Origin of the sequence: Allobosea rubneri, assembly GCF_032464875.1 — a bacterium.
In the GTDB taxonomy this organism is placed as follows: domain Bacteria; phylum Pseudomonadota; class Alphaproteobacteria; order Rhizobiales; family Beijerinckiaceae; genus Allobosea; species Allobosea rubneri.
The window spans coordinates 19,428-34,528 of sequence record NZ_JAWDID010000054.1 but is presented as its reverse complement, the minus strand read 5'-3'; the positions used below and the strand labels follow the sequence as shown (position 1 = coordinate 34,528).

Genomic DNA, 15,101 nt, shown 5'->3' with positions numbered 1-15,101 from the left:
CACTGCGACATCGTCGAGACCGGCAACGAGAGCTGGCGCTTCAAGAACAGGCTCTGAGCCTCAGCCTGCGCATATCGATCCGGAGCCGGCGCGGCTGCGCAATCCAGACCAGCTCCGCCGCGCCGCCTCCTCGCCGCGAAGCATACTCAAGGGGTCAACATTGGACGCCGATCGGGGGGCAACTTTGCGGGCCGTTTGACACTTAAGCGCCCTGGCGGGTATTTGGCCTACGCCCTCTCTGTCGGGCTAGCGGACACTCGGCAGTTGCGCGATGAGCTGGAGCCAAAGCTTGCCGCGCGGCTGGTCCGTGCTGGGCGTTCACGCTTCGCTGCCCGACAGCAAGCGTCTCTCAGCATCATGAGGGAACCTGCGCTGATCGTGATTGCGTCCGCATCGGCAGGGCTCCCGCTGTCGCAGATTGCCGCCGGCCTCGATGCCGCCGGGCGACTGCCTGAAGCCCCGTGAAAAGTGGCTGTCGGAACTCGTTTTGTGCGAGCGCCAGCCGGCGATACCTCGCCGGCGCCTGCCGGATCGATCTTCTTACCAGTCGCTCGTTTCGCTGACCGGTTTGCGAACCGGATAACTACGGCCTTGCGCCCGTGCCATCACTGCAGCTCCGACAACCTGCCCCAGCAACGCAGCAGCCTGATCGCGCTCTCGCCCGTCAAGCGACAGCTCGCTGGCGAAGCTGTCAAAGGCCCATGACGGATCGCGCCTGAGCAAGGCCATGAACCGCGCTGCCGCGATCCGGCAGTCAGGCTCGCGGTACGGACGCAGCGTTTCGGCTGCAGCCTGCGCGCGCCGCAACTGGGCGATATCGAGCAGCCCGATTTCCGCCAGCGCCTTCGCCTCGATCTGCAGGCGATCGGCCTCGCTGCTGCGGGCCTCGTGCTCCTTGCGTCTCACGTCGCCGCGATAGGCCCGCACCCTGTTGCGCTCCGCCTTATCGAGGCGTGCAACAAGCCGGACGATGACCTTCGGACTGCGAGCGCGCGCAAGATGCTCGCGCACCCGCTGGACGACGATGCGGCCTCCCCCATGCCGCCGGCAGACGGTGCAGCCGCGCACGCGCACATCACGGCACCCCGTTGCAGAGCAGCGCTGCGCGGTGGTCAATCGTGCGAGGTAGCCGCGGGCGAGCAGACCGCGACCGTGAGTTGGCTGCATACGTAGCAAATGGCGATCGCCAAAATCGTCCACGCGCATACAGAATGACCCCAAGAAATCCTAGCGCAAACCGTTTCGAAGCCAGTAGATCGTTTAAATAAGTCATCTCATCAATAATCGAGTGATTCTGATCAAAATATCTATGAAAAGTGAAATTTTATTATAGACTGAATAAATTTTCGCCTCTCAATTTAAGACAATACGCTTGAATGTCAGATTTGCCGCCAATCATCTTGATGCCAGATGAGTAATTTAAATCATATCTCTTAGGCTGAGCATAATACACCGGGGCAGACGCTAAATTGGCACGTTGCAGAGCAATAGAAAACAGGCACATAGCGAGGGAAACAGTTTTCGGCCCATACGGAGCCAAAACGCAAGTTGAATTTCCATTCCCCGATACTTCAACAAGCGCATCAAAAACGCTTGAGCAATCATACATCGAAATGTGCCACCTTCGATCATTTCCTTGTTCCGATATTGGCGCCTCTAGCTGGCGAACAAACGCCCAGTTTCGGTGGAATCCTGGCGGTCCAGGCGGAAATGGAAACACATAACGAATCTTGTTCACTTTCTGCTGAGAATAAAGCTCGTTAAGCCCTAGCGGCTCGAAACCAATGCCAACGATCGCCGTATCGTGCTCTAAGCGAGCGTCGTCGCTGGCAAATCCGGGAATAGCGCTCAGCGGCTCTGGATTTGAGGATAGGTTGTTACTATACTTTAGAGCTGATGTGTACGTTGCGACGAGTGAGCTTACCTGTTCGCTTGCCAGCAACATCTTAGTAAGAGGAAAGAACCATCGCTTCGGCATGGACGTGATATCTAGAATTACATCCGTCGCTCCAGATTCTAGGAATTCGTCAACGGCTTCCCGCATCGCATCAAATGAAGCGAGAAGCGGGACGCTTCTAAACACGTCCCCCTCGCAGCCAGCCGCTACAAGCCGCGCCTGCATCTGAGCGTACCGAGGCTCAAATGGCTCCGTTGGTGGCACCTCCGGGTCGAGTATCTTCAAAAATACCTTGTGGCCTCGGGATGCAGCCGGTAGCGCTTTGAAAACTGCCTCGCAGCGATCCTCTGTGCCAAGGCATCCCATAAGGGCCCATCTCGGCGCCTCAAGCTTACCCAGCACCCAGTCGAAAGGCCCCCATGGCCGGTAGCGACTAACCATTGTCGTCCATCAGATCTAGAAGCGGGGCACGCTTGGCGCGACGCTGCAGTTTCTGTGGCCCGTCGCTTGGTAAGATATCAGCTTGGATCATCCAGCTTTCTACATCTACCGCCCTAACGTACTGCGGCTCCTTCGTTCTCACGTGAGGCAAACGCAATGAAGGGCAATAAATTGGACTAAGATACCACTTGGTGCGAGCCGCGCGATCTCTCTCCTTTGTAGTATGGAAGTCTCTCAGAAGGTTACCGAATTCCCCCGCTTCATCCAAAATACATTTAACTTTTGAAAATTTCTCAAGATCAGAATCCTTTGTAGAAAATCCGTTATGCCCGGGGTTACTCATCCTTCGATCATCCAAAAGAGATCGGGAAAACATCTGGCCAAAGTAACGTATTAGTTTATGGCGATCACCGCTGTTGCCAAATTCCTGTAGAATTTTCCCAACCCAATACTCACTAGCTTTGTGTATTGCCACTGTCTGCCAGCGTCTATCGATAGGAAAAGCAGGAGTATCATCAGACAGATTGTTAGATTGGACAGCCATGTCCCAAATAATCTGACATATACTTAAGAAAACCAGGATATTTCCACCACTCAACTCAAGCACCTCGGTCTCGCCGGACCAAATTGGCTTTGACTGCGTGGTGCTCGCTATCTGCGCGAGAGCAAGCTCTACCCGCTCCTTTCGCCACCACTGCTGATCCCTGACGGCCCAAGGCGATTCGAGGTCTGCCAGCTGGTCAACCCCCTTCTGCCTTCCCCAAGCCTCTCCCAGTCGGCCAGACAGCGGGTCGTCCGATGTGATTTTGCGGAGTCGCCGCTTCACGGCGTCCGGCCAATCATCCGGCAGCTTCAGCGCGCGCTCTGGTCTTTTACCGCCGTAGATCTTGGCCTTGTCCGTAGGATCGAGCGATGCGCCGAGAACACGGCCGAGCATGTCCTCCGGGGGGCAATCCAGTTCGGCAATTCCATTCTGACGCATACGGCGAGCAAAGACGTCTTTCGCAAACACTGGAAAGATTCCGGTCGCATTCTCATGGCGTCGCAGCTTCTCGTCCAAATCAACAAATTTGTAGTCGCGCTGTTGCTCAAGCTTTGCAGTCGTCCCAAATATATTAGCCCGCGCATGCCAAGCGTAAGCGCGAGTACCAATTCTGTACGAAACCGTAGGGTCCCTGAGGTTCAGAGCGCGATTTACGACGGACCTATAATCGGGCGACTCAACGTCGCTGCTTATAGTCCCAATTTCTTCATATTGGTCTACGTGCACATAAACATTCACGTCAGGCGGCATCACGTCCGCGCTCCGCAAAGCTCGAACCACCGCTGCGATCGGCTCCCCTACCGCCGTCGTTGTAGACAATACGTCGTCGCCAAGCTTTTCGCGATTGTAGTGCATGAACTGGCGATAATGGACAAGCCGGTCGGCCAAGCGCTTCCTCACAAGCTCAATGCTTTCTAGACCGTCTAACCAGCCGTTCCAGCATGCGTCCTCTCGAAGAAATTCTACGAGCGCATTCTGCCGATCCCGGTCAAAATGAACATTTAGCTCATCGGCGACTGAAGCTTCTCCATTGGCGATAGTTGATATCGACTTCAAAAGATCAGATGCAACGTAATAATTAAGAAAATCTCCAAACAGCAGCGCGCGCAGATTTGGATCACGAGGATCCTTGCGAAGCCCGAACTGTGTTGCCTGGGACTGATTCAGGTTGATTCCCGCCCCAATGAACCTCCTCATTTTTGCAGGAACTGGGAACGCCGCACCGGCCTTAGCGTATTCTTGGCGGATCTCAGGCAGTAGCAGCTTAAACAGCATGCTTTTGCCGCTTCCTTGCACTCCAGCAAGAACGACGTTGCCCGGCTGAAACAGTGGCGCAGCCTGGTCGATCAGGACCGTGCTGAAAATTGAGACGAACTCGCTGCTGGATATGCGCTCGCCGACATACAGCTCATGGAAGGGGTTCACGGCTCAGTTTCTCCGAATCCGAGGGAACAGTGCCTTCCAGTTCTTCGAATCATTGTGAATGATAGGAAGGGTATTGTTCGGGCAATTCGAGTACATGACAACCAATGCCCCCACCTCACGGAACCCAAAGGGCTTTCTTCGATTAGGATTCGTAAATCTATGTTTATTTGAATTAATTATTTTTCTTACGCGTGTGAATATTTCCTTCTCACCCGCTTTGGCTTTCTCATGGACAAGTGCTTGTTCAGTTGTACGAAGCACTGGAGAAAAAGTGAGGTTGTCGAAGCGTTGTTCCAATGCCTCCCCTGCCTCTATCCCTTTTGGGCAGATAACCAGCGGGCAAAGTAGTATCTGCATCTCGGGGAAGTTGGCAGCAGCAAACTCCGCGGGAGGGGTTATCTGAGTCCCAGACCCCACAAAGTCTTCCAAGAGGACGAGGCGCCGTAGTCCGGATTCCGCCATATGTCGCCTTATTTTATTCGGGTCCCCGAATTGCTGAAGTGAACGCCAGTCGGGCCGAAACTGCTTTCCCTCGATGTGGTTGAGTTTCAGAAAGGCGTTGATACGCATACTATCGGTAACAGGGCAAAACCAAGTGCTTTCGACCGCTGCGGAAATCAGCTCCGCCGAGTTCTGAGCATCGATTGCGATCGTTTCGACGTCCACTATCCAGCGTGAGATCGGCCCGGAGAACGCAGCTCGGCACAAGGCTTCAAATTCTCGCCTTCCTACGAAAAATATCTGATCAAGAAGCTCAAACAATGTTTTCTGATCGGATTCCGATTCTACGTTACCAATCCACTTTCCAAAGCGCTCATCAAAAGTTTCATACCTATTTGGTTCATAGTCGCTATATAACTCGCGACCGAGCCACTGAACTTGACGCATCAACTCTAGAAAATAGCCGTCCTGATCCCCTTCAAGCCAAGGCTCGACAATACGCATTACTTCGTTTTTCTTCCCGATGGCTGTCACAGGAGTGCCGCCCTTACAAAATATGCAATGCGAGCCGCCATCGGAGGCGGCACCGCATTGCCTATCAGCCGAAACCGCTCGCGCCGCCCCCCAACGAACCTAAAGTCGTCGGGAAAGCCTTGTATCCTCGCCGCCTCCCGGGGAGTAAGGCCACGAGCTTCCTCAGGGTGCAAGAAGAGCCGAGGATCGCCAAAATGCGTGTCGACAGTAGGGGCCGGCACACTCCAGTCTAACCGTCTATATTTTCCATTGTACGTGTGAGTTATGTCTACCCACGGATGATCGAGGCGCAAATAGCCGGTCGCGACAAGCCCCGCAATGTCATGCTCTACGGGTCGACCCAGGTATTCGGCAACTTGCGAAGGAAGCACGGGGTCTGCGTCCCCGAAACTGCGTCGTCGCGCTCGGCGGCGCAGCCTCACTATCGCAATCAGAACTTCCTTTTCAGAGTCACTCGTTGACCCGAAAATCGAGGGGATTGACCACGTCGGGACAGCCGCCCCGCTGATTCGAACGTTACACAGCTTAGATCCAGGTGGAATCCCAGCCGCGATTAATGCGTCACGGCTGCCCTCCGCCAGCATGATGGGATCGTGATCCTCGCATTCCTCCAAGCCAGACAGCGCCTCTCGCAGAGAGGGTGCCTTCACGGGGGGCGGCTCAACTCGAATGCAATCGCTTCCGCGCCAGCAAATTAGGAACAGTCGCTTGCGGCGCTGAGGCACACCGCTATCGCTCCCTTCCGCAATGAAGCGACGAACGTTATATCCGTTCCAGCGCAGCAAGCCCTCAGATTCGGCCCAAATAGCGCCGTGAGCACCAGCCAAAGCTGCAGGCACATTCTCCATAACCGCCACTTTGGGACGGGAAAGTACGATAAGTTCGGCTGCACGTTTGACGAGGAGATTGCGAGGATCTTCGAGGTCTCGCTTTCCGATCGTGGAGAAGCCCTGGCACGGCGCGCCCGCGAGCAAGATATCGGACTTCGGCAACGGCGGCCGCTCAAATGACAGATCTGCTTTTTTCGCAGCGCACCCGTGATTCAGGTTGAACGTTGCGATGGCCAGCTTGTCCAAATCGTATGCAGCCAAGGTCCTGAAACCCTGCGCACTGAAACCGAAATCCAGCCCCCCGCACCCGGAAAATAAACTGGTCGCGGACCACTGCGCTGCCCCAACCGCAGAGATCGGCGATATCTGCAACCGCGCAGGCTGAGTGGGTGCATCCGAGGCGCGCTGCTTCCGGCGAGCCACCGTGGCACCGGGGCGGTTGCCCGCGGAGCTACGCGCCGCTACTGCTTGAAGTGTTGATGAACTGCGAGCATCCGAAGCGAAATTGATGGTAGACCGCCCCCGTAGCATTTCTTTGGACGCCATTCTCGGTCAGGAGATTCGCGTCCTTGATCATGGCTTCATACGTGTCGTTGATTACATGGGCAACGACGACGCCGTCGTTCAGGCTGCACGAGTTTCGTACGGAACCGGCACGAAATCAGTCAGCGATGATCGCAACCTGATTCGGTACCTGCTGCGTCATCGGCATACTACTCCGTTCGAGATGGCGGAGATTAAATTTCACGTGAAGCTCCCTATATTCGTGGCGCGTCAATGGATTCGCCATCGTATGGCAAGTGTGAATGAGTATTCCGCTCGGTATTCGGTGCTTGACCGCGAATTCTACGTGCCGACCGGCGATGCGATCGCGGTCCAAAGCAAGGATAACCGCCAAGGTCGATCAACAGCTGTCTCGATTGAACAAGCCGAAGTCGTTGAGAGATCCATGTCGGAGTCTGCAGAATCCGCTTATGATACCTATTTGGAACTTCTCAACGAAGATTCAGGAAGCTTTAAATCGAACGAGGCTCGCAGCGGAATTGCGAGGGAACTAGCTCGTGCCGTATTGCCGGTATCTTATTATACGCAATGGTACTGGAAAATTGACCTGCATAACCTAATGCATTTCTTAGAGCTTCGGGCAGATCGACACGCTCAATACGAAATACGCCGATATGCTGAAGAGCTTCTGAAGATTGTGAAAGCGTGGGTGCCTCACACCTATGAAGCCTTTGTTGATTACCGCGCCGAGGCCGTCTCGCTATCAGGGCCGGCTTTGCGCGTTCTGAGACGAATGCTCGCTGGAGAACGTATCAAGGAAAGCGAATCTGGGCTGTCGGGTCGTGAGTGGCGCGAGCTCGCTGCGACGCTGCAATTGGATTTGGAATGAGATAGGACTTCGCATCATAGACGGTCAAATTTCGCAGAATTGGCTTAGTTATCTGTTTTGACGCTGTCTCACTGTTTGTGTTCGCTTGATGGGATGGGGCGTGTTGACCGGTAAGGCACTCGCTTAGAAAATTTGCTTGGCACCTGGCCACTCGCATATGGGTAGCCGGAAGGCGTTGTTGCTCGCCCTTCCGATCATTGACCGACGGCAACGGCGATTTTCGGGATTGTATGCTCAATTGAAACAGCCGCGCAAAACCGCAGCGCGCCTGGCAAGGCCTTTGAGCATTATGCTTGCCCGGCGCGATGTTGAGCCGTTCCACAAACGCCCCTGATCGCGTTCCGAGATCGTACGCTAAATTGCCCCAGCACCGTTGGCGCCGACCACCACGTGCAGCCAGCTACAGCCGGCGATGAGCGCGCCGAGATCGCCGGCGGCTTAGATCGCCGCGCGCACCCCGGCGTTCGTGGGCGCCGAGGTAGTCCATGGTGACGATTTCGCGGGGCTTCAGCTCCAGTACTTGACCGACATAGGCCTAGAACACTGCGCCATTGATCGGGCCGTCCAGCACTATGCGCGGGACCATGCCGGCAAGCAGCACGCCGGCCACGAAGGTCGTCGCTCGCGAATGGCCGTTCCGGCACGCTCTAACGTAATCTCTCGCCGCGAGGACTGCAGCCATAGCGTCGGGCGCTGTTGGTCGGGGCTCAGGTCTCGTCGATGAAGACGAGGCGCTGCGGATCGAGATCCGGCTGGCTCACGAACCCGTCACGCCGCCGCTTCAAGATGTCGAGGCGTTCCGCTGCGCGCGCAGTCCTTTTTCCAAGTAAGGCCATGGCGGCCAAAGAAGCGCCACAACGTCCCGATGCCGAAGCGATGTCCCCGCTCCGCCAAATGTGCCTGCAACCGGCCAGCGTCATGTCGTCCTGTTCGTCGACCAGAGCAGGATCTGCTCCCTCTGCGCGTCGATCCGCGCCGAGTACCGGTCCCCGCCGCGCGGCTTCGCAGCCGGATTGCCGATCTGATTTCTGCGGGCGCACCAGCGGATCGCGCTCGCTACGCTCACCACGAAACGTTCCGCAGCCTAGCGCCGCGACAGACCGCTTGAAACCGCAAGCAACGACCCGTTCGCGAAGCTCCAGAGACAAGCCATTCGGCGGTCTCCAGCCCGGAAGACAGTTTAAACCAAAATTCAAGCCTCTCGGGAATCCCAATGATTCAGCTCGACCGAAAATCGCTCAAAATCATCAAATCAGCAAGCCTGGCGGGTTCTTGTGGGCGCGCGCCAGTCACTTCCTCGTCGAGTACCCCCGCGGGCCTTCGACGGCACGATCGCGTCATGTGGATTGCGAGCGGTCGAATTGCGTATCGCCGACTCGGTGATTCCGACAGATCGTTCGCTTCGTTTCGAAGCACCGGTCAAGCACTCGTTCCCAACAGCAGCGACTTGCCCTTCGCGAACCCCTCTTCCTCATCCATCTGCCAAATGGGTGCGCTTCAAACCGATGACATTCAGGGACAACGTAGTCCCTCCCAAGACGTCCAGAGCAGAAGTTGGCGAAACGGCACGTTTGGTGCGAAGGGCGGCGCGGAAGCGCCGCTGGAAAGCCGACCGTGTGGAGGGGGCGGCTAGTGAGCCGCAGCGACCCGACCGTTGAGGACGTCAAGGAGATTAACGGCGCCCAGTGTGGGAAAAATGTGTGGGAAGATCCAGTCGCCTCGCCAAGGCTCAACAAAAAAAACATTGCAAATCAATAGATTGCAATGGCGCTCCCTAGGGGACTCGAACCCCTGTTTTCGCCGTGAGAGGGGGAAGTTACATCAGACAGACCTATATTTATCAATCAGTTAATCCGGACCTGTAGGCAAGGTCTGTAGACAACGGATGCAACGTTGAGTGTCGCGGTCGCGGGGAGCAGGCTGCGCAGCCGCCCCACCTCATATCGCTTGCGGTTGGCCATGAGCGCCCTGGGATGACCTTGGGCGTCTACAGCGGCGGCCCCTTGCTTGAGCAGCTGCGGTCGGTGGTAGAGAGCGTGACGCTACCCAAAGGGGTGAGCCTGGGGCAGTCCTTGTAGCCAGCAGCTACCGGGGGGTGGTCCGAAATTTTCCGAGGCAGACATAGCCACCCACGCTCCACCAGCGTGACGTCTCCTCCACCGCCATCAATCATGGCAAACGGACCAAGTTTCTCATGGTAGCCAGGGGGCGATACTGGCCCTAAGGTCAGTGGACAATGGGTTCCTGTCGGAGCCCGTAGTGCCTTCTCTCAATCTTCGAATAATGAAGGAAAGACCGATGCGCACCCTCATTTTAGCGACCGCGGCTCTCGTCGGCTGCTTCATATCCAGCGCCAACGCCCAAGTGGAACTGAAGACCTATGCCGACGCAAACGGCTACATTAACGTACAGAAGCTGACATGCGCCCAGCTGGCCGGCACCTTCCAAGAAGATGCAAGCCTTCTGATGACGTGGTATAGCGGCTGGTACAACGGCCTTGGCAAGAAGCACTTCATCAATGTCCCCCGCGCCAAGGAAGCCGAGCACGAGATCATCGTGTACTGCAAGGACAACCCGAAAGTTACGGTAATCAAGGCGATTGGCTTGGTGTTCGACAAGATGCGCAAGGATCGTGGCATCGTAATCGCTAAATGACGAATCGCTAACTCCACTTGCTCGGCGACGGCACGCAACAAAACGCTTGCCGGGGGCACTAGAGGCTCCGAACTGGACGCCTCTAGGAGAGGCCTAGAAGCCCCGTGGAGACCCGCGGCGAAGCGCCAGCTGGTTAGGCATAGAGCAGACCTGGAGGGCCCTGGAGGAGTCGCTGAGAGCCTTCCAGGGACCCCGGATGTTTTGAGCCAAGTATCTGAAACCCTTATTTCCGCGATGGCCGCTCACCTACCCCCCGTGCCCCCTCGAACGGCAGGCAGGGGTGGCCCTCCGTAGTTCAGCCCGGCTGCTCGGTGTTCTCGGCCGCCTTGTTGTCGCGCTCGCTACTGGCGCGGACCGCACACCACCATCGGGGCGCCAAGGCCCGGCAGGCGGTCACTTTGGGTACGCCCTTAGAGGACCAGCCGGTTGGAGCCTCAAGCGGCTTATTGACCTATCCTTGGAATACCTATAGATACCGACCTATCCAAAAGATACTTAGGACGGTTCCCATGTTCATTCGTGCCTATCTCAGAGCTTCCACCACAGAGCAGGACGCCAGCCGCGCCCGCCATCAGGTAGAAGCCTTCGCCAGTGAGCGGGGCCTTACCATCGCCGCCACCTACATCGAGAACGAGAGCGGGGCTTCACTCAAGCGCCCGGAGCTGTTCCGGCTGCTGGCCGATAGCCGGCCGGGGGATGTCCTCCTCATCGAACAGGTGGACCGCCTGTCGCGCCTGAATGCCCAGGACTGGTCCAAGCTCAAGGCCGAGCTGGCCGCTCGTCATGTTCGCGTCGTGGCGCTGGACCTACCGACCAGCTGGGCCATGGCGGACCCCAAGGCAGACGAGTTCACCGTGCGTATGTTCGACGCCATCAACGCGATGATGCTGGACATGCTGGCCGCCATCGCCCGCAAGGACTATGAGGACCGCCGCCGCAGGCAGGCCCAAGGGCAGGCCAAGGCGAAGGCGGAGGGGCGCTACAAAGGTCGCCCGGCGAACATAGAGCGTAACGACAACATCGCCTCCTTACTCAAGGCCGGCATGTCATGGGCGAAGGTGCAGATCATCACCGGATGCAGCCGGGGACAGGTGGCCAGGATCGCGAAGGATGTGGCCCAGGCATCGACATAGCCCCCGAACGGTTCGGGGGGTAGTCCAGGACCAATCCCGGTTCCAAATTCGACTTCGGAGCCCGCACCCTCCGCGTCATCCCGCTGGACGGGGAGCCGTGGTTCCTCGCGGCGGACGTCTGCCACACCCTCGGCCTCCGCATCGACAACGGCACGAAGCAGCATCTGGAGCGGCTCCAGCCCGGCATGTACCGCCGACTGACTGGGGGTGAGACCACCGGTCTAAGCAGGGGGATCGCGACAGCCTATGTCATCTCCGAGAGCGGCCTCTACAAGCTGGTCATGCGGAGGGACAAACCCGTCGCCAAGCCCTTTCAGGACTGGGTGACCAAGGAGGTGCTGCCTGCGGTCCGCAAGACGGGCGCCTATCAGGCCGCCCCGAGAGCCCCCAAGGAACGCCCTGCGCTCCCTCCCCCGACCCCTTCTGTGCCCGCCATGAGGCCGTCCCACGTCCAGCCAGTGCTCTGCGAGGACGCGGCCGCTGTCGCTTCCCAATGTCCCGCATTGTGACCTTTCAACCCCCACCTTAGCGGGTGCCCTCGCCGTCCCCCTCCATTCCCTCAGTGATTTGATCAAGGAGACCACCCATGGATCACCCCATGATGAGCGAGCAGCTGGCCCTCGAAGAGTGGATGCTGTCGGAGGGCGGGAGCTTTTCGGTTTCCTCTCGACCAACGGGATGTCCTACAACTACGCTACGGGCGGACTTCCGGGGGGAACCATGTTCGGACCAAAGGGAACGACCACGCTCGACTCATTCGAGTACCGCTTGATCCTCGCCGCGCTGGAGCGAGAGTCGCGCTACCTTCAGGCGGAGAGCGACCGGCACCGGGATGCTTACGATCCACCTGCTTGGGCCGAAGCCACCTCCAAGGGCCGGCTCGTCGCCATGCTTCGTCGCCGCCTCGAACGCGAGATGGATGAACTCCCCGCGCGGACAGTCGAGGAACGGCAGTGGGAGCAGAACCTCTTGCTGCGCTGGGCAGGGCGCATCCCGCGTTCAAAGGCTAATGCCGAAGCGCACCGCGCCAATGTAACCCGGCGCCGGGAGGCCGCTGAGGCACGCAGGGCGGCCTACTGGGAACGTAAGGCACGGGCTCACCCTGAAATCTGATCGCCCCGCCGCGCACGCTGCGGCCACGCTGGTGCCTCTGCCGCCCTCGCCGCATGCCTCCTAGCCGGCGCCGCCCGGTGCGTCCTGGTGAGGCTCCAGGGGCATCCTGCGCGGCCCTGAACATCCCTCTTGCGGCCATTACGCTCCACTCAACCAAGTGACTGCCCAGGCTGGTATTTCGTCGCCGACCGTGCGCCAGCCCTGAGGTTCAGCGAGGCTGTGTGACGGGATAGGTTCCACCTGTGCCAACGGCGCGGCCGAACTTGCCAACTCCCTCTTGTGACGCTCCAAGTTCCACCTTAGCCAGCAGCGAGCGTACCGCCCGTTACTGATTAGCGACTGCCTCACCGGTGAACGAAACCGACTCAACGTCCTGTCTTTGGGGCGGGGTTGGTTCCACCTGAACCATAGAGCCGATGTCCCCGCTGTGTGCCGAGCCAAGTTGCACCTTAGCCAGCAGCGAGCGCACCCCCCGTTTCTGATTTCTTGCGCCAGCGCCGGCGCTGTCGTCACTCAGCCGTTAGAGAAGCGACTGTCCCGGCATGTGACGGGATTGGTTGCACCTTAGCCAAAGGCGCGGTGCCGCCTTCCGCCCCTCAGAGACGCTTTTGTCCGTGTACCCCACTCAGGGGGCACCTTAGCCAGCGGCTGACGCCCAAGGCTTTCCTTCATCGCTACCAAGTCCTCGCCCTCGCGCCCTGCCCTCACCGGCTGGGCGTGGGGGTTCCTTTTGAAATGTGCCGGTTGAAGCGACCGTCATCACCCGAGAACCCATGAAGATACGATCAGTCCCCACCGCCTATCGGAAGCACGGCCAAGACCTGAGCAAGCAGACCTTCCAGCTCTCGGCCGACGACCTGAACAATCTCCAAGAAGTCCGCAGCGCATTCACCGCCGCCCACGGCGTAGCCGCATCGACTTCGATCATCCTGAGTCTGGCGCTGAAGTCCATCACCGACGAGGTCCGCGCTGGTCGCGTGCGCTGGTCTGACGATCTGCGCTCGACCGTTCGGGCTGCGCCACACAGGGCAGCCTCCTCAAACCCTAAGGATCACCAATGACAAGCCCTATCGACCGTATTGCGTTCAACCCTGCGGCCCGACCTATCGACACCGTTGGCATCGACACGTCGTTCCAGCGGATGACCGAGGCGATGGGTCGACCATTCTTCGAATATCTTCAACACGCCGCCGACAGAGCGGTAACAAGCGATGAGAGACCAACAATGGAAAGCAACACAACGGACCTGATGGACACCACCCCTAGCTCTCCCCGCGTGGAGTGGCGGGTTTGGTCTGACGGCGCCAGCCTCGGCAATCCTGGCCCCGCTGGGTGGGCTGTGCTGGCCCTCAGACCGGACGGGACCGGCGTTGAGCAGTACGGCAGTGCTGATCACCGGACCAACAACGAAGCCGAACTCCACGCCCTCCTCAAGGCAGTGAAGGCGGTGCCGCTTGATTGCCCTGCAGTCGTCTACAGCGACAGCGAATACAGCATCAATGCCGCTACTACCGACCGCCCTCGGTGGGAAGCCAACGGCATGAAAACATCGAAGCGCAAACCCGTGAAGAACCAGGGTCGCATCAGGAAGCTCTGGGCGGCTCTCGATGAGCGTCCCCAGGTCCGCCTGATGTGGACAAAGGGTCACGCTGGCGAAGAAGGCAACGAGAGGGTCGACACCCTCGCGAATGAGGCCGCCGAAGCCGTCAAGGCAGGCAAGAAGCCGGTTCACAAGAGGACGCATGAACTTGCCGCTTGAGTTCCGCAAGACCTCATGGAGAGGACATCAGGTGTCTCTCTTACTGTTCCTCCTTTATAATCCTCCTTAATAGATACCTATACAGGTCTCCTATACAGGTCCCCCCTATAGTCCCCCCATAGATGCCTCTGAGATAGTGGTCCAAATGACCATGCCCCGTCTTGGTCCCCCCAAACAGGTTGTCTTTCTGACCAGTCGTCGCTCGATGGCTAGAACCCGCATCTCAATGGGCCGGGTATCTTCCGCCCCTGGGCGAGCTCAACACCGATCGTAGATGGGACAGTCCCCCCGGCCCTCGATGACGTTTGCCGAGGTGAGGGGGTAGGCCCAAAACGGCCGCATCGCCCATCCCCGCTACATGCGTAGCCTCGGCGCCTAAACGGCCGTCCGTGACCGGCATTGCAGCAAACAGGGCTATTGCCCCGCCCGCAGGTCACTTCATCGCACCTTCACTGCCCCGCTGAGCGCGCTTGGCGGGGTTTTCGTGTCTCAACCCCAACCGACAGAACGACCATGAACAGCATCCACATCACCATCGCCCCTAAGGGCCAGCTCTTTGCGGCCCTCCTTGGGGACGACCTCATCACCACCTCGCGCACCCCGTTCCTATCCTCCGCCCGCGTCCTGCTGGGGCGCGGTCATGCGCCGGGCACCGTGCTCACCATGAGCCGTGAGGGAGAAACCACCATCGCACTCCGGGCGACCATCGGAGCCGCCGCACAGCTTACCGTTGTCGAAAACGACGATATTGGACCCAAGTTCGGCCGCTACCGTGCCCCTCCGTCTGACATGACGTTTGCTGAGGTGAGGGGTAGGGCCAAAACGGCCGGCGGCAGTTTCCCCGGTAGGGTAGCCTACGAAGCCCCAAGAGCCGCCCTGTAGGCGGAAGCCCTCACGAACCTGCCCAGGCCCTCGCCCCGACAACCGGGAGCGGGG

13 protein-coding genes and 1 pseudogene are annotated in these 15,101 nt (G+C 58.5%); 8 read left to right on the top strand and 6 right to left on the bottom strand.

From position 1 onward, the window contains the following. Positions 1–540: 540 nt before the first annotated feature. The 5 genes from RKE40_RS24100 to RKE40_RS29800 all read right to left on the bottom strand — a co-directional run bounded on the left by RKE40_RS24100 (position 541) and on the right by RKE40_RS29800 (position 6,643). Complete coding sequence (locus RKE40_RS24100; protein ID WP_316020739.1) at positions 541–1,206, bottom strand: hypothetical protein; 666 nt, start codon at positions 1,204–1,206, stop codon at positions 541–543. A 121-nt stretch (positions 1,207–1,327) separates the two neighbouring features. After that, positions 1,328–2,182, bottom strand: a complete 855-nt coding sequence (locus tag RKE40_RS24095; RefSeq protein WP_316020738.1) for a hypothetical protein — start codon at positions 2,180–2,182, stop codon at positions 1,328–1,330. 148 nt (positions 2,183–2,330) lie between these two features. Further along, positions 2,331–4,307, bottom strand: a complete 1,977-nt coding sequence (locus tag RKE40_RS24090; RefSeq protein WP_316020737.1) for an ORC-CDC6 family AAA ATPase — start codon at positions 4,305–4,307, stop codon at positions 2,331–2,333. 3 nt (positions 4,308–4,310) lie between these two features. Then, the gene (locus RKE40_RS24085) at positions 4,311–5,252 is read right to left on the bottom strand and encodes a phosphoribosyltransferase-like protein (RefSeq protein WP_316020736.1); all 942 of its coding nucleotides are present in this window, start codon (positions 5,250–5,252) and stop codon (positions 4,311–4,313) included. Between the two features lie 26 nt (positions 5,253–5,278). Further along, positions 5,279–6,643, bottom strand: coding sequence for a DNA cytosine methyltransferase (locus RKE40_RS29800; RefSeq protein ID WP_390893516.1), 1,365 nt, complete (start codon positions 6,641–6,643; stop codon positions 5,279–5,281). 4 nt (positions 6,644–6,647) lie between these two features. Between RKE40_RS29800 and thyX the strand changes: the two genes are divergently transcribed. After that, positions 6,648–7,505, top strand: a complete 858-nt coding sequence (gene thyX, locus RKE40_RS24080) for an FAD-dependent thymidylate synthase (RefSeq protein ID WP_316020735.1) — start codon at positions 6,648–6,650, stop codon at positions 7,503–7,505. A 707-nt stretch (positions 7,506–8,212) separates the two neighbouring features. Here the strand turns inward: thyX and RKE40_RS24075 are convergent. Then, the gene (locus RKE40_RS24075; RefSeq protein WP_316020734.1) at positions 8,213–8,653 is read right to left on the bottom strand and encodes a hypothetical protein; all 441 of its coding nucleotides are present in this window, start codon (positions 8,651–8,653) and stop codon (positions 8,213–8,215) included. A 1,150-nt stretch (positions 8,654–9,803) separates the two neighbouring features. Here RKE40_RS24075 and RKE40_RS24070 point away from each other — a divergent pair. From RKE40_RS24070 to RKE40_RS24040, 7 genes and pseudogenes are all read left to right on the top strand, one after another. After that, entirely contained in the window at positions 9,804–10,160 is a 357-nt protein-coding gene (locus RKE40_RS24070; protein WP_265051467.1) for an HdeA family protein, read from the top strand. 509 nt (positions 10,161–10,669) lie between these two features. Further along, on the top strand, positions 10,670–11,293 hold the full coding sequence (locus RKE40_RS24065; RefSeq protein ID WP_316020733.1) for a recombinase family protein: 624 nt from the start codon (positions 10,670–10,672) through the stop codon (positions 11,291–11,293). A 77-nt stretch (positions 11,294–11,370) separates the two neighbouring features. Beyond that, positions 11,371–11,661, top strand: a pseudogene (locus RKE40_RS24060) (BRO-N domain-containing protein); the annotation flags it as partial. A 310-nt stretch (positions 11,662–11,971) separates the two neighbouring features. Continuing rightward, a complete protein-coding gene (locus RKE40_RS24055) occupies positions 11,972–12,406 on the top strand; it encodes a hypothetical protein (protein ID WP_316020732.1) in 435 nt (144 codons plus the stop codon). Positions 12,407–13,179: 773 nt separating this feature from the next. Next, positions 13,180–13,467 carry a hypothetical protein gene (locus RKE40_RS24050; protein WP_316020731.1) on the top strand — a complete coding sequence of 96 codons (288 nt, stop codon included), beginning with the start codon at positions 13,180–13,182 and terminating at the stop codon, positions 13,465–13,467. Continuing rightward, on the top strand, positions 13,464–14,165 hold the full coding sequence (locus RKE40_RS24045; protein ID WP_316020730.1) for a ribonuclease H family protein: 702 nt from the start codon (positions 13,464–13,466) through the stop codon (positions 14,163–14,165). The genes RKE40_RS24050 and RKE40_RS24045 overlap by 4 nt, the downstream gene beginning before the upstream one ends. Before the next feature lie 513 nt (positions 14,166–14,678). Continuing rightward, a complete protein-coding gene (locus tag RKE40_RS24040) occupies positions 14,679–15,047 on the top strand; it encodes a hypothetical protein (protein WP_316020729.1) in 369 nt (122 codons plus the stop codon). Positions 15,048–15,101: the final 54 nt, after the last annotated feature.